General features: G+C 38.2%; 22 protein-coding genes. 7 read left to right on the forward strand and 15 right to left on the reverse strand.

The window, feature by feature from the left end; translation table 11 throughout:
- On the reverse strand, positions 1-491 hold a 491-nt coding region (locus tag B9T33_RS03710; protein WP_171263570.1), incomplete at its 3' end, for an isocitrate lyase/phosphoenolpyruvate mutase family protein.
- A 237-nt stretch (positions 492-728) separates the two neighbouring features.
- On the opposite strand from B9T33_RS03710, the gene B9T33_RS03715 reads away from it, so the two are divergent.
- The 3 genes from B9T33_RS03715 to B9T33_RS03725 all read left to right on the forward strand — a co-directional run bounded on the left by B9T33_RS03715 (position 729) and on the right by B9T33_RS03725 (position 2,977).
- The gene (locus tag B9T33_RS03715) at positions 729-1,376 is read left to right on the forward strand and encodes a TetR/AcrR family transcriptional regulator (protein WP_086177620.1); all 648 of its coding nucleotides are present in this window, start codon (positions 729-731) and stop codon (positions 1,374-1,376) included.
- 115 nt (positions 1,377-1,491) lie between these two features.
- A complete protein-coding gene (gene argF, locus B9T33_RS03720) occupies positions 1,492-2,412 on the forward strand; it encodes an ornithine carbamoyltransferase (RefSeq protein WP_086177621.1) in 921 nt (306 codons plus the stop codon).
- Positions 2,413-2,500: 88 nt separating this feature from the next.
- Positions 2,501-2,977, forward strand: a complete 477-nt coding sequence (locus B9T33_RS03725; protein ID WP_228145777.1) for a hypothetical protein — start codon at positions 2,501-2,503, stop codon at positions 2,975-2,977.
- Between the two features lie 336 nt (positions 2,978-3,313).
- Here the strand turns inward: B9T33_RS03725 and B9T33_RS03730 are convergent, their stop codons facing one another.
- The 9 genes from B9T33_RS03730 to rpiA form a co-directional block, all read right to left on the reverse strand.
- Positions 3,314-3,865, reverse strand: a complete 552-nt coding sequence (locus B9T33_RS03730) for a shikimate kinase (RefSeq protein WP_086177622.1) — start codon at positions 3,863-3,865, stop codon at positions 3,314-3,316.
- A 347-nt stretch (positions 3,866-4,212) separates the two neighbouring features.
- The gene (locus B9T33_RS03735) at positions 4,213-4,566 is read right to left on the reverse strand and encodes a YnfA family protein (RefSeq protein WP_086177623.1); all 354 of its coding nucleotides are present in this window, start codon (positions 4,564-4,566) and stop codon (positions 4,213-4,215) included.
- Positions 4,567-4,647: 81 nt separating this feature from the next.
- Positions 4,648-6,924, reverse strand: coding sequence for an ATP-dependent Clp protease ATP-binding subunit ClpA (clpA, locus tag B9T33_RS03740; protein ID WP_086177624.1), 2,277 nt, complete (start codon positions 6,922-6,924; stop codon positions 4,648-4,650).
- 12 nt (positions 6,925-6,936) lie between these two features.
- On the reverse strand, positions 6,937-7,350 hold the full coding sequence (gene clpS / locus B9T33_RS03745) for an ATP-dependent Clp protease adapter ClpS (RefSeq protein WP_086177625.1): 414 nt from the start codon (positions 7,348-7,350) through the stop codon (positions 6,937-6,939).
- 18 nt (positions 7,351-7,368) lie between these two features.
- Complete coding sequence (locus B9T33_RS03750; protein ID WP_086177865.1) at positions 7,369-8,118, reverse strand: hypothetical protein; 750 nt, start codon at positions 8,116-8,118, stop codon at positions 7,369-7,371.
- A 78-nt stretch (positions 8,119-8,196) separates the two neighbouring features.
- The gene (gene argC / locus B9T33_RS03755) at positions 8,197-9,243 is read right to left on the reverse strand and encodes an N-acetyl-gamma-glutamyl-phosphate reductase (protein WP_086177626.1); all 1,047 of its coding nucleotides are present in this window, start codon (positions 9,241-9,243) and stop codon (positions 8,197-8,199) included.
- 190 nt (positions 9,244-9,433) lie between these two features.
- Entirely contained in the window at positions 9,434-9,805 is a 372-nt protein-coding gene (locus tag B9T33_RS03760) for a hypothetical protein (RefSeq protein ID WP_086177627.1), read from the reverse strand.
- A 10-nt stretch (positions 9,806-9,815) separates the two neighbouring features.
- Positions 9,816-10,496, reverse strand: a complete 681-nt coding sequence (locus tag B9T33_RS03765) for a M48 family metallopeptidase (RefSeq protein WP_086177628.1) — start codon at positions 10,494-10,496, stop codon at positions 9,816-9,818.
- A 132-nt stretch (positions 10,497-10,628) separates the two neighbouring features.
- Positions 10,629-11,300: a ribose-5-phosphate isomerase RpiA gene (gene rpiA, locus B9T33_RS03770; RefSeq protein ID WP_086177629.1), complete on the reverse strand. Its 672-nt coding sequence runs from the start codon at positions 11,298-11,300 to the stop codon at positions 10,629-10,631.
- A gap of 107 nt (positions 11,301-11,407) precedes the next feature.
- Here rpiA and ilvA point away from each other — a divergent pair, with 107 nt between their 5' ends.
- Both ilvA and B9T33_RS03780 read left to right on the forward strand, forming a co-directional pair.
- Positions 11,408-12,946, forward strand: a complete 1,539-nt coding sequence (gene ilvA, locus B9T33_RS03775; protein ID WP_086177630.1) for a threonine ammonia-lyase, biosynthetic — start codon at positions 11,408-11,410, stop codon at positions 12,944-12,946.
- A gap of 105 nt (positions 12,947-13,051) precedes the next feature.
- A complete protein-coding gene (locus B9T33_RS03780; protein ID WP_143223991.1) occupies positions 13,052-13,432 on the forward strand; it encodes a hypothetical protein in 381 nt (126 codons plus the stop codon).
- 881 nt (positions 13,433-14,313) lie between these two features.
- On the opposite strand, the gene B9T33_RS03790 is transcribed toward B9T33_RS03780, so the two are convergent.
- A complete protein-coding gene (locus tag B9T33_RS03790) occupies positions 14,314-14,676 on the reverse strand; it encodes a hypothetical protein (RefSeq protein WP_228145778.1) in 363 nt (120 codons plus the stop codon).
- A 320-nt stretch (positions 14,677-14,996) separates the two neighbouring features.
- Between B9T33_RS03790 and B9T33_RS03795 the strand changes: the two genes are divergently transcribed.
- Both B9T33_RS03795 and B9T33_RS03800 read left to right on the forward strand, forming a co-directional pair.
- Positions 14,997-15,656, forward strand: a complete 660-nt coding sequence (locus B9T33_RS03795; protein ID WP_086177632.1) for a potassium channel family protein — start codon at positions 14,997-14,999, stop codon at positions 15,654-15,656.
- A gap of 44 nt (positions 15,657-15,700) precedes the next feature.
- Positions 15,701-17,056, forward strand: a complete 1,356-nt coding sequence (locus B9T33_RS03800) for a TrkH family potassium uptake protein (protein ID WP_416202580.1) — start codon at positions 15,701-15,703, stop codon at positions 17,054-17,056.
- Between the two features lie 65 nt (positions 17,057-17,121).
- Here B9T33_RS03800 and B9T33_RS03805 read toward each other — a convergent pair whose 3' ends face one another.
- From B9T33_RS03805 to B9T33_RS03820, 4 genes are all read right to left on the reverse strand, one after another.
- On the reverse strand, positions 17,122-18,282 hold the full coding sequence (locus B9T33_RS03805) for a phospholipase A (RefSeq protein WP_086177633.1): 1,161 nt from the start codon (positions 18,280-18,282) through the stop codon (positions 17,122-17,124).
- A gap of 18 nt (positions 18,283-18,300) precedes the next feature.
- Positions 18,301-21,240, reverse strand: a complete 2,940-nt coding sequence (locus B9T33_RS03810) for an insulinase family protein (RefSeq protein ID WP_086177634.1) — start codon at positions 21,238-21,240, stop codon at positions 18,301-18,303.
- 145 nt (positions 21,241-21,385) lie between these two features.
- Positions 21,386-22,156, reverse strand: a complete 771-nt coding sequence (locus B9T33_RS03815) for a hypothetical protein (protein WP_086177635.1) — start codon at positions 22,154-22,156, stop codon at positions 21,386-21,388.
- Positions 22,157-22,355: 199 nt separating this feature from the next.
- Entirely contained in the window at positions 22,356-22,805 is a 450-nt protein-coding gene (locus B9T33_RS03820; RefSeq protein WP_086177636.1) for a GNAT family N-acetyltransferase, read from the reverse strand.
- Between the last annotated feature and the right edge of the window lie 216 nt (positions 22,806-23,021).

The following is a 23,021-nucleotide window of genomic DNA, read 5'->3' on the forward strand; positions in this document are numbered from 1 at the left end:
TTTTGCAAAGCATCTGTACGTGCCATTACAACAAAATTTGAGTCAGTCTTTGCATCTACCGCAGATTTAATACGGTCAACCATTTCTTGTTGTGAAACGATTTCTTTATTTGGACGGTGACCACATCGTTTTTGTGCCACTTGGTCTTCAATATGTACGGCTGCCGCGCCAGCTGCAATCATTTGTTTCACAGAACGTGCAATGTTAAACGCACCACCCCAACCAGTATCAATATCCACTAAAAGTGGTGTATCAACACGCTCAGTAATACGACGCACATCTTCAAGTACATTGTCTAGACTGGTCATACCCAAGTCAGGTAAACCGTATGAATAGTTCGCAACACCTGCACCAGATAAATAAATTGCTTTATAGCCAACTTCTTTGGCCATCATCGCGGCATAGGCATTTACCGTCCCAATGATTTGTAATGGTTTTTCTACTTCCAGTGCTTGTCTAAATCTTAAGCCTGCAGATGTTTGTTGTGTCATATTCCTTTCCACGGCATTACTATAATTTTCGAAATTCGAGTATATCCATATTTCTTTTCAACTCTATGGCTTCGTAGGATAAAAACTCTAAAACTTTAGTCACACAATTCAATATTCACATTTTGTTTATTATTCTTTAGTCAAAGAATAGCTATTTTTTTCCAAATAAGAAAACGGCACTTATTTTTGATATAATCATTCTCAGATATCCATTTTTTTGTTGAAAATTATCATTTTATGCAAAATTTAGCGCACATTGAACCTCTCGGCCTGCCACAAACTCGGCGCGGGCATGAGCGTTGTGTTGCGTTATTGGAAAGTGCGACCGAGTTATTTTTAAAGCGTGGTTTTGAAGCTGTTTCACTGGACGATATTGTGAATCATGCAGGTGGATCGAAGGCGTCAATCTATAAATATTTTGGAAATAAAGACGGCTTATTTAAAGCCATTTGTGATTATCGTCGCAGCTTATTTTTTAAAGATATTTGCCTACCTTTTAATGTCAATGAAAATACCGACATTCGCGCCTACCTCATTCGCACATTGCTAAATTTTCATCAACATATCGTTATGCCCGAAAATGCCGCCTTTATGCGTTTAATTTTTGAGCAAACTGGACGCAACCCTGATATTGCCCAATATATTCATGAACAGGGTCCGAAACATATACAAAATGTAATCGCAGAAATTTTAACGCAAGCACATGAACATGGTTTGATTTATTGTGATAATCCGCTATTTTCCGCACAATTCTATTTTGGAATATTAAGAAATTTGGAGTGGCGTATTTTGATGGGGATTTACGATCCCAAAAATGATCAAGAAACAGACAAATACATCACATATTGTGTAGATCGCTTTTTAGAAGGTCACCAAAAGCGCTAGTTTTTTTGCATTTTTGCATTTATTTAGTATAGAGTATTCGATTCTCCTTTTCTTTTAACCAACCAACAACTAATTGTTGTTTATTTTTTGATTCAGCAATTATTGTGGAGTAATCATGGCTCTGCGTCACTTTCTTACCTTACGCGATCTATCGACTTTAGAACTTAACCAAATTGTGCAGCGCGGAATTGAACTTAAGCGCAAACAACATAACAATGAAGTTTTCCAACCTTTTGTTGGCAAAGTCATGGGAATGATTTTTGAAAAATCGAGTACCCGTACCCGTGTATCGTTTGAAGCAGGTATGAGTCAGTTTGGTGGTAGTGCAATTTTCCTTTCTTCACGCGACTCACAATTAGGTCGTGGTGAACCTGTAGAAGATTCTGCACGCGTAATTTCAAGCATGCTTGATATTGTGATGATTCGTACTTTTGGTCACGACATTGTTGAACGTTTTGCCTCTTATTCAAAAGTTCCTGTAATCAATGCATTAACTGACGATCACCACCCTTGTCAACTCCTTGCTGACGTGCAAACTTTTGTTGAACACCGTGGTTCAATCGAAGGCAAAACCGTTGCTTGGATTGGTGATGGCAACAATATGTGTAATTCATATATTGAAGCAGCACACATGTGGGGCTTTAAACTTAAAATTGCATCACCTAAAGGTTACGAACCAAAAGCTGAATTCCTAGCTGAGTTTGCTCATTGTGCTGAGCTTGTTAGCTCTGCTGAAGATGCTGCTGTAAATGCCGACCTTATCGTAACTGATGTTTGGGCAAGTATGGGCCAAGAAGAAGAGCAAAAAATTCGCGAAAAAGCGTTTGCTGATTATCAAGTAAATGAACGCTTGATGGATTTAGCGCACGAAGATTGCCTATTTATGCATTGCTTACCAGCACACCGCGGTGAAGAAATATCTGAAAACATGCTTGACCATAAAAATGCTGTCGTTTGGGATGAAGCTGAAAACCGCTTACATGCACAAAAAGCATTGGTTGAGTTCTTGATTAACGAAAATCTTAAAAAAGACTAAGTTTTTACTTAGACAATTAGAGCACCTTCGGGTGCTTTTTTTGTTTTTGCATGCTTTAATAAAACCATAACTTTTATAAGTGATTTATATGATGCAAATTAAAAAATACTGCTTATTTTTAGCTTCTATAGGGCTGAGTTCAATCGTCACTGCTGCGCAACCAACGGAGCTAGATAATTATTTGGTGAAAAAAGACATTTTGGATTCATCATTTAAAATTAAAAATACGACTGCTTTAAATGAAATACTTTCTGCAATTAGTGAAGAAGATTCACGCACACTTCCCTTTCAAGTCGATCAAAATATGTTGATGGAAAAAATGCAAGTTTCCGCAAATAAAGTTGAAATTGAAGGCATTATTACAACTCCAGATTTTGCTCAATTTGCTGAGTCTGTTGGTCAGCAAAAAGTGAAACAACTCATTAAGAATAACTCATTACAAAATTGCGCTTTATTATTTGAACATCAATTTCAACGTAACAATCCATATAGCGTAAATTTAAAACTTATGTCTACGGATCAGGTTTATTCTTTCAGTATTAAAAATAGTGAATGTAAATTCTAAAATTCAGTTAAGATAATTCAAAAACCTCTATCTAGAGGTTTTTTATATTTCCAGAATCTAGGGTCTGTTGACAATTCGTCTATATTTTCAACAGTAAGTGTCTTTAGACAGTACATAGCGCAATCTTTGATAATTGAGTCCTTCAAAATAATGAGTTTGCAACAATGGAATAGCAAAACACACTAATCATCAACTGCGCCTTGCACTGTAAACAAAGCATTGCTTTTTTTTGCTGAGCTTATGGCTAAAATAATCTCGCAAACAAATGGACGAAGAGTCGCATCAAAATTAGACACTTTAAATGGGTTCTAACAAAGTCATTACGCATAATCGCCATTAAGTTAGTGGTATCAGGTCTAATAAGTGAGTGTAAATTACTTCAGCTATGTTTTCTGGATTATCATTCGTTAAGATTTTTTTACACTTAAAATCTATAAAAATTGGAAACCGGCTTCTAATTTTTTTCTCTTCTTTTTCTATAGAGCTATCTAAATATGATCTTTTGAGTTGTCTACGTATAATTTCTTTAGTGCAACTTTCAATTTCTAATGATGGTATCAATAAAAATGTAAAAGGATTTGACTCTATTTCTTGTCTTATTTTTTTATAGCTAGGACAAATATCTATTTGATAAGTCATGAATCCAGATGAGCAAACAATTATATTTAATCTGGTTGGATCAAGAGATTCTCTAATTTTAAGGTATAATTGAATATTTCTAATAGCATATCCACTATAACTATTTTTATTGATATATTGAGAAATATTACCTTCCGCAGTGAGGAAACATTGATCTAAATCATGATAGCTGACACCTATTTTTTGCGCTAAGTGAATTGCTGTCGTAGTCTTTCCTGCGCCACCTGGCCCAATAAAATGGATAATCATAAAATCTCTAGTTCAGAATATTAAAAATTCTAAAATTAACATAATAGACGCTATACTAATGGTTTATTTTATTCATTATAAATCAATATATTAACAACATGAAAGCTATCTCACTATTGGGTGGGCTTTTCCTTGATATTCCATGTTTCACGCTAACTTATTGATTATTGTTCCACGATTTTATGTTAAATCATTTAATTCTATAGCTGAAAAAAATGTTTAGATAAAATAAGAATAGACATTCAAGTAGTTATTGATTTTGCACCTACAAATCAATCTACTTATGAAATGTAAACAATCCCATTGTTTCCAAGGTGACTTCATAAAGTTTCACTTAAAAATCTTATTTATCGAATCAAACCTTGTGGCTGTAAGATAATAATTGCCGCCCCGACCAATACAACAGCCCCACCCAACATATCCCAACGGGTTAAACTGACTTGATCAACAAAACGTAGCCACATGAGTGCTGTAAAAATATAAATGCCACCATAGGCTGCATAGATACGCCCAGAAGCTGCTGGGTGTAAGGTCAACAACCATACAAATACTGCTAATGCCAAGGCTGTCGGAATCCACAACCAATGGGATTTATGCTGATTTAAAATTAGATAAGGGAAATAACAACCTAAAATTTCCATTACGGCGGTTATGAAAAATAAAATGAAAGTGGTAATTACTTTGCTGAAATGAATATCCATACGCTATGAATCACTGGATTTAAAATGTTGAATAAAAAAATAACCCGTGATTACACGGGTTATTTCAAATTAGGATATCAATTAAGCAGGTTCTGCTGTTTGATCTTCAAAGACTTCTAGTTTAAGACCCACAGCTTTGCCATTTTCCTTTTTCACAGAAACTGCAACGTTACCACCATGTTCCGCCAACTCACCAAATAAAATCATTTCGGCAAGCGGTTTCTTCAGATGTTCTTGGATCAGACGTTGCATTGGGCGTGCACCCATTAATCGGTCATAGCCTTGCTCTGCCATCCATTCACGCGCATCTTGATCAACTTCGAGAATGACTTTTTTGTCATCGAGTTGAGCTTGAAGCTCTGTTAAGAACTTATCGACCACACTTTCAATAACCGTCGTTGGTAATGCTTTGAATTGAATCACGCCATCTAAACGGTTGCGGAATTCAGGCGAGAATGCTTTTTTCATTGCTTCCTGATTGTCATTGCTATTGTCTTGCTCTTTAAAACCAATGCTGACACGTGAAATACTTTCCGCACCAATGTTAGTCGTTAAAACAAGAACAACATTGCGGAAATCTGACTTACGACCATTATTATCAGTCAATGAGCCATGATCCATAATTTGCAATAACAAATTGAATACATCAGGATGCGCTTTTTCAATTTCATCGAGTAGTAAGACACAATGCGGATTTTTATGAATCGCATCGGTGAGCAAACCACCTTGATCGAAACCAACATAACCCGGAGGTGCACCAATCAAGCGAGATACCGCATGACGCTCCATGTATTCAGACATATCGAAACGCACCAGCTCAACACCTAACAGTTTGGCAAGCTGCTTGGTCACTTCAGTTTTACCAACACCTGTCGGGCCAGCAAATACAAAATTACCCACTGGTTTATCAGGTGCTTTCAAGCCTGCACGAGACAGTTTGATTGCAGAAGCAAGCGCTTCAATGGCTTCATCCTGACCAAATACTACACGTTTCAAATCACGCTCAAGATTTTCCAGAACGCTCTTATCATCTTTAGACACTGTTTTTGGTGGAATACGCGCAATTTTCGAAACAATATCTTCAATATTTTCTACTGAAATCACTGTATCGTCTTGCTCAGCTTTTAAACGACGCTGTGCACCTGCTTCATCAATTACATCAATCGCTTTATCTGGCAAGAAACGATCATTAATAAATTTCGCAGAAAGCTCTACCGCAGAAACTAAAGCTTGATCTTCGTATTTTACGTGATGGAAATCTTCAAATTTCGATTTTAGACCACGAAGAATATCAATAGTTTCAGAAATAGATGGTTCATTCACATCGATCTTTTGGAAACGACGAGATAAAGCATGATCTTTTTCAAAAACTTGGCGATATTCTTGGAAGGTTGTTGAACCGATGCAGCGAAGTGATCCATTTGCCAAAGCAGGTTTAATCAAATTTGACGCATCCATTGTGCTACCCATACTTGAGCCAGCACCAATGATCATGTGTATTTCATCAATGAATAAAATCGCTTCAGGTTTTTTCTTCAACGCATTTAAAAGTTGTTTTAAACGTTTTTCGAAATCACCGCGGTATTTTGTACCCGCAACCAATGCACCAATATCTAAACTAAACACTTCAGCATTTTCTAAAGGTTTTGGCGCTTTACCATTCACAATTAACCACGCCAGACCTTCAGCAATTGAAGTTTTACCTACGCCCGGATCACCCACCAACAGCGGGTTATTTTTACGACGACGGCAAAGGATTTGTGCTGTACGCTCAATTTCTTTTTCACGCCCAATTAAAGGATCAGTTTTACCTTTTTGTGCTTCTGAATTTAAATTGGTTGTGTATAGTTCCAAAGGTCCTGCGTTTGAAGAAGACGTTGTTTCGCCATCAAGCTCTTCAATTTCTTCTTCTGCTTGTACTTCATCTTTACGTGTTCCGTGTGACAAGTATTGAGTTAATGTCAAACGGTTGATTTGATGACGTTTAAGCAGGTATACAGCAAACGAATCTCGTTCTGAGTACATTGCAACCAAAATGTCCGCACCTTCTACAGTACGGTCATTACCACTGGATTGCACATGGAAAATTGCACGTTGCAAAATACGATCAAAACTTTCAGTCGGGTGTGGAGCTTGATCGCTATTTTCTGCAAGTTTTGGGGTATGTTGTTCGACGTATTCTTCAAGTTCCTTACGGAGTACAATAATGTCTGCACCGCATGCTTTTAATGCATTTACAGCGGAGTCGTTGTCGAGTAGAGCCAATAATAAATGTTCAACCGTCAAAAACTCATGTCTCTTTTGACGAGCCATGCTGACAGCCAAACGTAATGATACTTCTAATTGACGACTGAGCATGTAATCCCCTTATTAATCTTTTGGCTCAATCTGGCAAAGTAATGGATGACTTTGTGATCGAGCGTAATTATTGACTTGGTTTGCTTTAGTCTCCGCAATGTCCCGCGGATAAACCCCTGCAACACCCTTTCCTTCATAATGTACAGTTAGCATTACTTGAGTGGCTTGGTCAAGATTCAAAGCAAAGTATTGTTGTAAAATTTCAATTACAAAGTCCATTGGGGTGTAATCATCGTTCATTAATACGACAGCATACATTGGAGGGCGTTTTAACTCAGGTGGTGCAGTCAATACCTGAATGTCAGCATCACCATCATCCTGCGTACCTTGGCTGAGAGTCGGGTTTAGATGCCAGTCCACTAAACCTGATTGGTAAAATGAATTTTTAATGTCAGATAAACACGTTTGACGCTTATTGGTTCGCATAGGATTTTGCATTCACACTTAGTTTGCACTTGCTTCAGTTTGAGGAATTTCTGAAAGGAAGGCAGATTGATTTTCAACAGGCTGACCTTTAGACCAGCTAAAACGACGTATAACTGGCTTGCTACCAGATAGTCGAACTTCAATAAAGTCTGGGTTAAAGCCTTTAGGCATTGTCCAACGTCCAGTTAGGCGCTCGCTTTCCGTAAAATTAAAGTTTTTGTCTTCTAATGGCACGGATAAAACTTCAGTACCTTTGATTAAGCGAAGTTCAATACTTCCCGAAGCGGTACTTTTTGAAGGACTAACTTGCACAAGATCCAGTTGGTATTCAAAGGCATTTTCTGGCAAAGGTTTAATCGCGAGATGTTGCACTGCCAATGGCATACCACCACGCTGACGTAGTACTTCGCGGTATAGCACACCTAAATTGCCTGTTAATTCTTGCTCATCACGTGCTTTATTTACTGCCACATACAAATCATTTGAATTACTGACAGCAACATCACGCTCTTGAATAGCAGTGTTCAAATTTTTATTTAATGCTGCAAGTTCAGTTTTTTGCTTTTGCACAACATCTACAAGCTGTTCTGCATCTGCATCATAACCAACTACCGTTAAACCTTGTCGATGCCCAATACTATATCCAAGCAAGCCGCTGCTCAGTGCCAGTACAACCGCACCAATTGCCAGTGGCATATTCGTCTTCATAAAAGGCGTCTTTTCACTGTGTTCAGGCTGTGACGTGATATTTGATTCTGTATTCGACATCGTCATCTCTTATTTGAATTGATTCAAGACACACATTTAAATCCAGATTTAAATGTGTGTGAAGTCTAAAAACGTTTCTTATGGTAATAAACCAATGCCTTGTAAGCCTGCATTTTCAGCAAAGTCAAATATAATGTTCATATTTTGTACAGCCTGACCTGCCGCACCTTTCACCAAATTATCTTGAGCTATAAGAATAACCAGTTTTTTAGGTTGTGGCTTGCAAATCGCAATACGTAATTGGTTCGCACCGCGTACTGTACGTGTTTCTGGCGAGCTGCCTGCTGGCATGACATCAACAAATTGTTCATTGGCATAGAATTGCTCATAAAGTGACTGAAGATCTGCTTCAGCCCCTGCATCAGTCAAATCGATATAAATTGTGCTCAGCATGCCACGAATCATTGGTACAAGGTGTGGCACAAATAAAATTTCGTTAAACACACCTTTTTGGCCTGAGATATTTTCCAGTGCTTCTACAATTTCAGGATGATGACGATGACCAGCAACGCCATAAGCCTTAAAGTTATCTGCATTTTCAGAGTAAATCATGCCAAGGCTTGCTTTACGGCCTGCACCTGAAACACCTGATTTAGCATCAATAATAATGCTTTCAGGTTTCACCAATGCGTCAGCTTTTAAAACTGGCGCTAAACCAAGCTGAACTGTTGTAGGGTAGCAACCTGGGTTACCAATGACATTTGCTTGTTTGATTTTGTCACGGTTTAATTCAGACAAACCATAAACTGAATCTTTTAATAATTCTGGGCAAGCATGGTCTAGGCCATACCATTTTTCGAATTGAGCTAGATCCTGTAAGCGAAAGTCCGCAGCCAAATCGATCACTTTAGTATTTGCTGCTACAAGTTCTTCGGCATGTTTCATTGCTACACCATGTGGAGTTGCAAAGAAAACAACGTCGCATTGTTTAAGCTCTTCAATATTGAGGTCAGAATAGCAAAGGTCTGTATGTCCACGTAAGCTTGGGAACATATCGTCGACACGGCGTCCATTTTCAGTACGTGAAGTCAGCACTTTTACTTCTGCATTTGGATGTCGCAGTAAAATACGCAGTAATTCAACACCTGTATAACCCGTTCCACCAACAATACCTACTGAAATCACGCTCTTTACCTCTATTCAAAGTATCCATTTGATGACTGCGTAGTATGACAGGAAGTTACGGTTTTCTGAACTGTTTTGCTTGGGTTTATTTCTTCATAAACGGTAAATTTATAAAAAAACAACAGTGCTCCATAAACTGCTTCAACCTAGGATTACAGAAACTAAGTAGCGATTAGTAAATATAAGTTATCTAGTCAAAATAAAGTTTGATACGATCTACCTTTAAACTAATTATTTTATTGTCTAAATACCCGTATTCACTTAATAGAATTTCATCTTTAAAAAAGATATCTCCTACTGATAAAGTTCCGTTATTTAACATCCCAATAATTTCATAAGCAAAAGACTGATCAATTTTTCTAAATTGAGGTGAGTTATCTGTTATCTCGGGTACATACTCATCAAATATTTCATATTCTAATTCAACATGATAAATACTATTAACGTTGAAAACAAAATTATAATCACTACAAAAAGCGTTTAATATTTTTCCATCAACTTCAATCCAAAGTGATTCTTCCACATGCTCATCTTGAGACAGTATTTTAATTTTATAACTCATTTGTATACCCCTATTTTTCCAGCCACCACCAAGGAATTGGCGTCATTTTTAGTATTTTCCGATGTTGCTGAAAATTAATATCATGTTTTTGAACTTCAGCCCAAAAGTTTGCACTATGATCAAAATGCTTGGTATGCGCCAACTCATGTACAGCTACATAGCGTGCAATTTCCAACGGGAAAAGTACCAATCCACTGTTCAGCATAATGTCATGTTTAGCTGAGCAACTACCCCAGCGAGTTTTGGGCTGACGAACTACACACTGATTAAATCTCAAACCTGTTTCAAGGCTCAGCTTTTGCAAATACAGCAGTAAATGCGCCTTTGCATAAGCAATGACAAAGGCCTTTAAGTAACTTTCAGGCTGACGATCACTGATGAAAAGTTGAAGATTTTGTTCATCAAAAACAAAAGACTTTTTTTGCGTTTGATAAATAACCGTTAAAGGTTGTACTAAGTTAAATAATTTTAATTCTATTGGCAGACTTCGATCCTGTAGCTCTACTTTTTCCTGTTGCTTTTGCCATGCCTCGATCATCCATTGTTCGGATTGTTTTAGGAAATTTTGCACTTGGCGCTGTGTGCAAAACTGGGGCACAGTTAATTTAATTTGTGTCGGCTCGACACGCAGTCTTAAGCGAGTTGCGCGTAGTTTTCGAGTGATTTGAATTTCAGGAAGGTTTGGGGTCATATTTTTATTAGTTTTTGAATTTAAATCCTCCCTAACCCTCCTTTTACAAAGGAGGGAAATCACCTAAATAAATTCAGGTGAAAAGTCACCCTTTATCAAAGAGGGATATTAGGGGGATTCTAATAGAACAGATTAAACCGCTGTACGCTCTTCAATACCATTATCGGTTGCAACAACAGCAATATCCGCTTTATTCAAAGCAAAGATACCGTTACACACGACACCCGGAATATTGTTCAACGTTTTTTCAAGTTCTAGCGCATTTAAGATGTTTAAGTTATGAACATCTAAAATCACGTTACCGTTATCAGTCACTACGCCTTCACGATACACAGGGTCGCCACCTAAAGAGACAATTTTACGTGCCACAGCAGAGCGCGCCATTGGAATCACTTCTACAGGAAGCGGAAATTCACGACCTAACTGCTCTACCCATTTTGAATCATCTACGATACATACGAATTTTTTCGCAATTGATGCCACAATTTTTTCACGTGTAAGCGCAGCACCGCCGCCTTTAATCATGTGCATGTGACGGTCAATTTCATCCGCGCCATCAACATAGGCATCTAAGCCGCCAACATGGTTCATATCAACCACTTCAATGCCTAATTTTTTCAAACGCTGTGCGGTTGCTTCAGAGCTGGCAACGGCTGCTTCTAATTGAAGTTCAGGCAATAATTCAATGAGGAAGTTTACTGTACTTCCTGTACCTACACCCAAAATACCGCCCTTCGGCAAATGCTTTAACGCAGCTTTTGCGACAGCTTGTTTCTTTTCATCTTGGGTAGCATACAGACTCATAACTTGGCTCAACTATTTTTTGACATTTGTTGCTGATTTTACAGCCCAAATGTACAGGTGTTTGTTACAATGAACGTCTATTTTAAACTGTTAGATGGAAAATTAACATGCTGTCTCGTTTGGTTCGACAAATATTACAGGCAACGGTCTATGACGTTGCAATCGAAACTCCACTCGAAGCAGCGCCACGAATTAGTGAAAAACTAAATAATAACATTCGCTTTAAGCGCGAAGATTTACAACCTGTCTTTTCTTTCAAACTACGCGGTGCATATAACCGTATTAGTCAATTACCGAAATCTCAGTTAGAACGTGGCGTTATTACGGCTTCAGCAGGTAACCATGCGCAAGGTGTGGCTCTATCTGGTAAAAAACTGGGAATTCGCGCCATTATTGTTATGCCAAAAACCACACCTGATATTAAAGTGCAAGCGGTTAAGCGTTTGGGCGGTGATGTTGTTCTACATGGCGATTCTTTTGATATTGCGAATAAATATGCCATCCAATGTGCAAAAGATGAAGGAATGACCTTTATTCCGCCATATGACGATGAACTTGTGATGGCTGGACAAGGCACAATTGCCAATGAAATTTTGCGTCAATGGCGTGATGTCGAATATGTCTTCGTAGCTGTAGGCGGCGGTGGTTTAATTGCTGGTGTTGCAGCCTACTTAGGTGATGTTGCGCCGCATGTGAAAGTCATTCCAGTGGAATATGACGAATCAGCATGCTTAAAAGCTGCATTTGAAGTTGGCGAGCGTGTGATTTTACCGTCTGTAGGTCTTTTTGCAGATGGTACAGCGGTTGCGCAAATTGGTGAAAAACCATTTGAAGTGATCCAGTTACAAAAATCAAATAACTCAGGCCCAATCGTTGAACGTGACGTTGTTCTAGTCAACACAGACGAAATTTGTGCTGCCATTAAAGATACCTTTGATGAATGTCGCAGTATTGTTGAACCATCAGGTGCAATGGCTTTAGCCGGCATTAAAAAGTATGTTGCTGAACATGGCCTAGAAGGCAAAAACATGGTGTCGATTGTCTGCGGCGCCAACATGAACTTTGACCGTCTACGTTATATTGCTGAACGTACCGAACTGGGTGAACGCAAAGAAGCAATTTTTGCCGTGACGATTCCAGAAGAAAAAGGTTCATTCTTAAACTTCTGCCGCGCACTACAAGGTCGTAACATTACTGAGTTCAACTACCGTGCTAGCGATGCGTCTGCTGCCCAAGTATTTGTAGGTATTAGCTTAAAAGGTGGCGAAAAAGAACGTCATGACATTTTTGAATCACTTAAGTTGCAATACGATGTAGACGATTTATCTGATGATGAAGTGGCTAAACTGCATATTCGCTACCTAATTGGCGGTCATGCAGACATCGAAAATGAACGTTTATTCCGTGTTGAATTTCCTGAACGCCCAGGTGCATTACTGACTTTCTTAGACCGTCTTGGCCCAACACACAACATCACACTATTCCATTACCGTAATCATGGTGCTGCTGAAGGTCGTGTCCTTGTGGGTATGGAAGCAACTGATGCTAAGCAAAACCCAGATGGTTTAATCGAAACATTGGAAAGTATTACTTACCCATATGCTGAAATTACCAATAACTTGGGTTATCAGCGTTTCTTGAAATAAACACTGGTTTCAAAATTTTTTAAAAATAGCCTGTATGTTTACAGGCTATTTTTTTGTAGATTCATTAAAGATAAAAAATTAGTGATAACAAAAATGATCTTTAAATTGAATAATCCATCTTGGGAAAGATTTTTTATCATTCCCTTTTTACAATTACTATGCATCAGCGCACTAATTAACATTTTAAAACTCTTTTTTCAGGATTTTACAGCTGCCATTCCCTTATTGATCTTACTCGCAATATTTACTGTACGTGTTCCATACAGCATGCTTAAACTTGCGCCAAAGCATGCATATAAAGCAACTGCTGTTTATATGTTTATGCTGTTTTGTTTGATGCAACTTATACTTTTTATTAGCAGTTATGCCGATCAAGAACCCTATCAACCCAAAGGACTGGTTGGTTATTTTGTAATAACGATGATTGCTATGATGATTTACCGGATTTTTCATGAGCCGGAGGATGAAATTCAAGAAACGACATAACCATAATATGTTCGATTTTAAAATTGTAAATTGCCAAATTTGCTTAGGCTATTTTTTAAACTGATCTATAAACTGAGTAAGTTATCCTGAGGCACGTAAATATCTATTTTGAGATTTTCAGTTTTAAACTGCTTATCAAACTTTTTACAAAATTGATGAACTTTCTCTGCATCTTCATGCACTGCAAGCCAATAATACTGTTCCGCACAGATCAAAAGCAGTTAATATTTACACTTGCCCAGTTCTTGATAAAGCACGTTGAGCATAATTTCTGCAAGCTGTTCCTGTACATTGTAATATTTTCCTAAAAGCCTTTTAGATTACTCATGGTGCTCTTGAATCGGCCGAATTTACCGAGTGATATACTGATACAGATTGTTCATATCGATGTGTAAATCTTGCAAAACCGCACTACTAAATAAATCTGACGGCTTAAAATTCAACGGATCAAAAGTCATGATGAATGAGCGCTCATGACCTACTTTCTTCTCCGATAATAGCCAACACCTAAATTGTTCAAATTGACTACAGTTATCTGATTTTGGAATTTTTTCTGTTTGGAGTTCTGGATACCATTCCTGTAGCCACTAATAGATTTTTTCTCGTTCATGTTTGACTTCTTATATTCTTATTATCTAAGCTACTTATATTGTTAAAAATAAATCATATTTCTCACAACAACATTTATCCAAAAATCAATGAGTAATACATAAGGTTGTCTGTCTAATAGGCAGGATTCACACAGGATATAAAGTCCTTTCACCCGTGCTTATACCTAGCTTCGTATGACCTTTACAACTTGATCATAGCAATCTGATTTGAACAAAATATAACAGCAAAAGCAAACGAGAAAACTCTACAGCGCTTATAAAATCTAAACGCTAATCAATTAATACCATTGGCTCCTCATTGCCAAAAATGTCATTAAAATTTGTCATGATGCAGTCAATTGATTCTTCGCTATTGGGCACTAAAAGCCAATACGGATTCTCACGCTCTATGACTAAAAGTGCCAGATCATAAGGCTCAATAAACATTTTAATGTTGTTGAATATGACATTGTAGGTAAACTCAAAATCATAAGCATGCGCAGGTTCAGGATCAATTTCTTGATCACTTTCCTCATACATTTGCTGAAAGGTACTCATTTCAGCCTCAATTTCATTATTAAGTTCATTTAAATCAATTTTGAGCTGCTGTAAGCGATGGCACTCTGCAATGCCATTTTGCCGATAATCCGACATCTGCAATTGCTGCAAATTCGAATAAAAATGATTGAGCCACAGCGTTAAACTTTCAAAATTATCCTATTCTTCAGGCAACGTGGTGTCTTTTAATTCTGGAAAAGCAACTTGCAAAGCCTGATACAGTGTCTTGTGCATGCCTAAACTCCTATTGGGGTTCTATTCCAATAAGCTTTTGTTATATATAATTTTGTAAGCTCAATAGCTGAAATATCGCTAAACCGATAAAATATGCCCTACAAACAGCATAGACGAATAATTGTTTGCTTTATAGCCAATTATCGTTAATAAATACGATATAAATACAGGAATCTTTAAGTATGGCTCAGTTTGCAGTAATTGGCTTAGGGAGTTTCGGTGCCACCGTAGCTACCGAATTAGTCAATTTAAAGCATGATGTGATCGGTATAGATAGCAATAAAAAATTTGTTGAAAGCATTTCTGATCAATTGACCCATGCGGTAATTGCAGATGCAACTGATGAACATGTCCTGCAAGAACTCAATATTCAAAACTGTGAAGCTGTCGTTGTTGCGATTGGTGAAGACATTGAAGCCAGTATTCTATGTGTGCTGCATTTAAAAAATATGGGGATCAATAAAATTTGGGCTAAGGCAAAGTCCAAAGCGCATCATATGATTTTGACGCATCTCGGTATTAGTAAAATTATTCATCCTGAAGAAGATATGGGCGTCCGTGTTGCGCAATCTTTAAGTTACCCGATGGTGAGTCGCTATATGGCGCTAGAAGATGACCATTATTTAGTGAAAGTTGAAATTAAAGACGCACAACAAGGTCTTCGTCTGAATCAAATTATGGATCATGTCACTGAGATTAAAACCATTCTTCATAAACGTGGCAAAGACATTCAATACAACTTAGACCCCAATCTTGTTTTACAAACAGGTGATATTCTAGTGGTCGAAGGTTCGATTGAACCATTACGCCGACTGTCTAAGCATTTTAAAGCAAGCCTTTAAAATAATAAGATATACCTAGTGAAGTTGTGTGGAATTACGAAATCATGGCCATAAATAACAGCATGAATTTGCATAATAAAAATCGAAATACGATTAATTTAAGTCCACCAAGTATTTTGGCGTTAGGCTTTTTAGGTTTAATTGTACTGGGTACATTATTACTAAAATTGCCATTTTCCCATCATGGGGATTTAACTTGGTTGAATGCGTTATTTACCGCAACCTCAGCTGTCACGATTACAGGTTTATCTGTGGTGAATGTCGGTGAAGCTTATACGGTATTTGGCAAAATCGTCATTATGGGCCTACTGCAATGTGGTGGACTAGGCTTTATGTCATTTGCCATCTTAGCAGCGATGAGCCTTTCCCCCAAGATGGGCTTAAAGCAGCAAGTCATGGCACAAGAAACCATTGGTCAAACCAGCCTAACCAAAGTTTCAATGACTATTAAAAGCGTATTTTTATATGCCCTATTTTTTGAATGTATTGGCACAGTCATTTTAACGATCGCATGGATGCAAGAATATAATTTTCTCCAAGCCCTATTTTATGCAGCCTTTTATAGTATTTCTGCCTTTAATAATGGTGGATTTTCACTATTCCCCAATAGCTTAATGAGCTTTGCAGATCGTTACTTCATTACCTTTACCATTAGTATGCTGTACATCATTGGAGGTATTGGGTTTTTAGTATTGATGGATATTCGCCGCAATAAAAGTTGGAAAAAACTGAGTACCAATAGCAAGCTTATTTTATCCACTATTGTGGGCTTAAATGTTTTCGCCTTTATCACGATTTGGGCCTTAGAGGCGACGAATCCAGCGACATTAGCCAGCATGTCTGTTGGTGATCAAGCTCTTAATGCGTGGTTCCATGCAACTGTGCCACGCTCATCAGGTTTTAATAGCTTACCTGTACAAAGCATGACAGATGCTTCATCTCTAGTGACTATGCTATTGATGTTTATTGGAGGTGGCTCTTTAAGTACTGCAGGCGGTATTAAAGTTGGTACTTTTATTATTGTGGTACTTAGTGTCATCAGTTTCTTAAGACGTGAAGATGAGCTTCGAGTATTTAATCACTCTGTTTCGGAAAAAACGACTTTTAAGGCACTCGCAGTGATTTTCATTACTGTAACTTTAATTTTTATTGGCTTCTTTAGTTTGCTTCTTTTAGAACCAGACAAACGCTTTTTAGATTTGTTGTTTGAAGCAGTTTCTGCGGCGTGTACAGTTGGTTTATCTCGTGGTATCACTAGTGACTTACAACCTGCAAGTTTAGTGGCACTTATGTTGCTAATGTTTGCAGGACGACTTGGGCCACTCACCCTTGCCTACCTCATTGCGACACCTAAAAAGAGCCGCTTAAAACATCCTCCTTCGGAAATTCAAATCGGTTAATTCACCGTTTACAACAGAAATAAAAAACCACGCCTAAGCGTGGTTTTTTATTATTTAATCAATATTTAGAACCAATTCATTAATGATACACCCAGACCGACATACGTCGCACGGTGATTATAATCAATTAAGCTTTCACCATATCCATCAAACACTTGTAATGTTCCGCGAAGTTTACCGTTGATTGGGAAAGTCCAATCAAACTGCACAGCGCCATGCGAATCATCTCCACCTTTAAGTGAATGACGTAGCAGCAAACTGAAGTCATGATCATTGTGACGATAGAATGCCGTTAAGTCGCCACGACCCATATAATTTTTAATGTCTGGGTTGTTATCGTCTTTTGCATCTTCTTCAAAGCGATACCATGGACGCAACATTAGGGCAAAATTATCACGTTCAAAACCAAGATTCAGCATGACCCGGTTCCAACTTCGTGACAGTGGATCTGAACGTCCATTTGACTGGTGATTAAAAGTTAAGCCAAGCATGCGCCAATTCAAACCTAACAGTTCGTAATTCGTACGGAAGACCAAACTCGCTTCAGGCTCATAATTAGTTTCACGAAAAGGACGAGACTCTTCTTCGTTATAGACTTGCCAATGTGATGACTGCGTATAACCAAGCCAAATATCACCATTGTTGCCAAATAGATTTTCAACAGCTTTTGTTTTCAATGAAAGCTGAAACTTTGCTTCCATTGATTTCAAGTTCTGCTCGTTCCCTTCTTGAACGGTGTTGTTTTCGTTTGGACTTGATGGACGTTCATTTTTGTCTGAAGTCCAGTAACCTGGCATTAAGTAAACAGGCTGATAGCCACGGATATTCCAAGTTCCAAGCTTACTTTCTTGCGAAAGTTCCCAACGACTATCTAACAAAGACAGATTAGGATTTAATTTTGGTGCTTCTACTGCAAAAAGACGATCTGTAAAGGCATGACCTACCTTTTCTTTTAGCGTCAACTTTTCAGTGGGTTCAGGTTTAATTTCCTGAGCCGCTTGACGTTCAGACACAAAAGTTTCTTTAGCTGCTTCAGGTACTTTAAACAAAATGTCATAACAAGCCAGTCGCTCTGCATTCGACTCAAGTGCCACACACGCCTCAGGCGTAGCAGGACTTGCAGCAACTTCTGCATTTGACTGTGCATATGCACCATTTACATACAATGAACTGAGCGCAATGAGGCTCAGTTGCAATGTTGTACGCTCAAGAGATTTGAACGTCATAAAAACCCCTTATATCTTTTAATTTACTTGTTTTATTTCAAAACCAAGCTCAATCAAGGCTTCACGTTTTGCTACAGGTGCAACAACTGCTTTGGTCGGTTGTTGTTCTAGTAAATAAGTTTGCGCAACACGTTTCAAATCATCCAAAGTTACATGCAGTAGACGCTCACGTAACATTTGGCGGAAGGCTGGCGTACGGTTGTGTAATAAAGCATAACATGCAGTAATTGCTTCGCCTGCAGGAGAACCCGGTTTATCCATGCTTGCAATCAAACCTAATATCGCTTCTTCAAGCTGATGAGGTTGTTGCTCTGCATTTAATAACCATTGAACACTTACATCAAAATCTTTAAATGTTTCTGCTAAGCGCGGATCACGGTAGCTATAGAAACGGAATGAACATGCATTGCCATCATAGCTAGCTCCACCACCATAAGCGCCGCCTTTTTCACGAATTGCACTATGCAAGAAGCCATTACGTAAATATGCAGCGAGAATCATCAGAGGCGCAGCATCTGGATGTGATACTTCAACAGCAGGATATGCTGAAGCACAGAACTGAACATTGGCTTGAATTAACCAAGCTTCGTCTTTATGGCTATTTGCAAAATTCACTTGAGTTAATGCATTGGCATTGTTTTCAATCGCCACTTTATCCCAAATAGTTTGAACTTCTTCGACCAAGCGATCAGACTGATGTTCTTCACACACCAATAAGAATTGCTTAGGCGCTTTCAACAAACGATTGTGAATTAGTTTCAACTCAGCAATTAAGGCATCATAAGCAGATTCATCTTTTTCAATATTGCTGACAAGTTTTGATAGCCAATTTAAAGCACCAAGTCCCGTATTGTGATAGTCACGGAGTGCTAAAGCACTGTGATCACGACTCGCAACTTGCATTGCATAGCTATGACCTGAGCCAGAAACACGAGACTGCCAACGTGCTTTACGTTGTTGCAGCAATTCGACAATACGATTCTTTTCATCAAAACGTAATTGTTCAAATGCCAATTTTAATAAACGAATGGCCTCAAGGTTATTCACCAATGACTTGGTCGTAAGTGTTAACCATGCGCTGATTTTACCCTTATCGTCTGTTTTTGAGCGCAATGTTGCACCCATGCCCAGACCACCACTCACTGCTGTTTGCAGCTGTTGGAGTTCAAGATAATTGTATTCACCTGCACCCACTTCACCCATCAAAATTGACAGTAAGTTGAAGTAAGGAGATTGCACCACTTCATCTGGAATTTGAATCAGCACTTGTTGGTAATAAATACCATTGGTCCCTGCATGGTAGAGATTTAATGGGGTATCTAGCCCATTGCTGATAATTTCACGCAACTGACCTTGAACGATTTGCAACTGTGCAGGAATGTCTTCTAGACCGACTTTTGGCAATAGATTCAAATCATCTGGTGTATCTTGACGAATATTCAACGCTTCAGTTTGTTGAATAATTTCAGCTTTATCTTCTTCAGTCAGCTTGGCACCAATGTCTGCCAATCGTGCTTTTTCAGCCGCTGCTTCCGCTGCATTTTTCTCTGCATCTGGAACCAAAGTCAATTGAACGCGGTGTGGATTATCTAGCAAATAGGTTTTAATTAAATTTGAAAGCCACATTGGGTCTTTCAACTCTTCTTTCACCAAATCAATTGCGGTATCCACGTCCCATACATCGACAGGATCTGAATGGTGAATAGCACTGCTTAAACCATTAAGAATTAGGCTGAGGCCATATGGTGTACCATCACCATTGATTTCACGTTGATGTAATTCAATTTGATGCAAAATCGCTTCAACCAATGCCGCATCCACAGGTTTAGATGCAACATCTTCAAGTATGTTGAATACACCATTTTTAAATTCTTCTGTATGTTCAGGGTTTGAACCTTGAACAGCACAGAAGAAAGTCATTTCATAGTTCGAATCATCCACGCCCATGAATGGACCAGTCGATTGAGCATAACCACATGTTTCAAGATAATGACGAAGTGGTGAAGCTGAGTCTTCAAGTAATACACCTTCAACCAAGCGCATACCCAAGCGAAGCTTAATGTTGCTCGCCTCTGGTAATAACCAAGATAACACATGATAGGTTTTGTCTTTTAAATCTTCTGCATCCACCGCATAGGTTTCAGTAACTGCCACTGGTGCAGCTAAACGACGTTCAGGTTTTGAATATAAGGTTTGACCTTTTTCAAATTTAGACAATGCCAGTTTTTCAAACTGCTCTTGTAAGTCATAAGCAGGTTCATTGCCAAAGGTCATGAAGACCGCATTACTTGGGTGATAATGTGACTTGTAGAATCCAACCAACTCATCGTAACTTAAGTCTGGAATATCTTTTGGATCGCCGCCTGAGTTGTAATGATAAGTTGTTTCAGGGAATAAATGATGTGCAAGCTGGTGATATAACTGATCTGAAGGCGAACTCATCGCACCTTTCATTTCATTAAATACCACACCCTTAAACACAGGTTCGCCATTTTCAAGTTCAATACGAATACCTTCTTGAGCGAAATCTAGTGGATTTAGATTCGCTGCAAACGCTGCATCCATATACACTTCAAGTAAGTTTTGGAAGTCTTTCTTGTTTTGTGTCGCAAATGGATAAGCTGTCCAATCGGCAGCAGTAAAAGCGTTCATAAAAGTATTTAACGAACGACGAATCATTAAAAAGAATGGATCACGTACAGGGAATTTTTCTGAACCACAAAGTGCTGTATGTTCAAGAATGTGCGCTTCGCCTTTCGAATCCATAGGCTGCGTACGGAATGCAACTAAAAATACATTTTCATCATGATTGGTGGCTAAGTGATAATGCACCGCACCTGTGACTTTGTGTTTATATTCAGACACTAAAATGTCTAAGGCATCAACATGGTGTTGACGTATCAGCTGAAACGCAGGATGTACAGTTTGAGAAATGGTTTCAGTGACATCTACAGTCATGTGTGCTCCTAATTTAATACTTTAAAGATACTTGAAAGTATACCTTAAAAAACTACAACTAGATTCACTGAAACGACATTTCCAACTGTTTTAATCGAGATACTTTTTGGCGTATGTAAAAACGATCAAGTCATTGATACCTGAACTAATGCATAAGTTTCGCTGCAGTTTGATCGCGACGTGTAGACCAATAAATACAAACCAGTATAGCAATCAGCAAGACCAATGAAGCTGTAAAACGACTTAAATCCAAGCCTCCCGAGCTAATGGGTTTATCCAAGAAATCACCCACGACTGCACCCAATGGACGGGTTAAAACAAAGGTACTCCAGAACAACACCGTACGATTTACAGATGTAAAGACGTACAGTATAGCCATCAATGCAATCAAACTTATAAACAGCACCATACCACCGGTATAACCTAGTCCTGCACTATCAGAAGTCCAATCACCCAAGGCTGTACCCAATGTTTGCGAAAAGGTAATCGTTAACCAATAAAATACTTCGGTTCGAGGACGTTGTACGGCATATGGATTAATCGTACCTTCAACCTGATACCAACTGAATAATGAAATGAGCACTAGACTAATTAATATGAGACTTCCGCCTAAATAACCAATACCCAAAGAACGATCGACAAAATCAGCTAATGTCGTTCCTACCGTAGTACTGGCAATAATGGTTGCCCAATACAAATAAGGTCGATAAATTTTAGCTTGAATTTGGAAAAATAGAAGAACAATAAATATAGATGCAAAAATAAACGTACTGATCAGATAACCTAAATTCATAGACATCGACAGTGCATCACCGCCCGTTTCACCAAAAGTAGTGGCGAATATTTTTGTGATCCAAAATAATCCTGTAATCGCAGGTACTTTAACTCTTAACTGCTTTAATTCTGTAGAAGTCATCCTAAGCATCACCTGATGAATAGCTTAGTTCCATCATTTATGTTCATGCTTAATTGAATATTAACTTGCCCAAATGTAAGCCTGCTACAACGTGAAATTTTGTGCGGTTTGCGAAGTCATGAAAATCAAATAGATAAAAAAAGCATCCAAAAAATGGATGCTATATTGAATCAACTAAGTCGATGTGATGCTTAAAACATCAAACCAAATATTTAAAATAATTATAATTTGGATGATTTTCCACAAATACGTAATTTTGCTTTTGATAGAAACTTGCCGCAGATTTAGTGTGAGTATTTAGGCAAAGTGCAGAAAAATGCTTTTTCGCGCCTTTTTCAAGCTCAATCAACAACTGTTTCCCAACGCCATGCTGACGATATTGTGGATGCACGTAGAAACGACGAACACGACCGATTCGCTCCTCCACACCAGTATCACCCCATTGTTGATTTAAACCACCACAAGCTATTAACTTATCGCCATCAAAAGCCAATAATAGTTGCTCACCAGTTTGATCAAAGCGGTTTTTACCACTACGATACTCTTCGATTAAACGGTGTATAAAAACATGGCCTTCATGCTGTGCTAACGCGGCAATATTTTCGATTTGAGCAGGCAATTGCTCAGCTTGACGAATTGTTATTTCCATATACTCACACTTTTAATCAGTTTATCTATTTATTTCTACAAAACGTACTTCGAATTAGCACGAAAAACCCTTTGCACTATAAAAGTAAAAAAAATCATTTTGCACAATAGCAAAGCTGATTAAAACGGCAACTAAATCAATAAAAAATGTAAAAAATTAGTGAGTATGAGTGAAATATATACACAGCTGTCCTTTAATTGAATTTTATTCAACTTA

The organism is Acinetobacter sp. ANC 5054, from assembly GCF_002135295.1.
In the GTDB taxonomy this organism is placed as follows: domain Bacteria; phylum Pseudomonadota; class Gammaproteobacteria; order Pseudomonadales; family Moraxellaceae; genus Acinetobacter.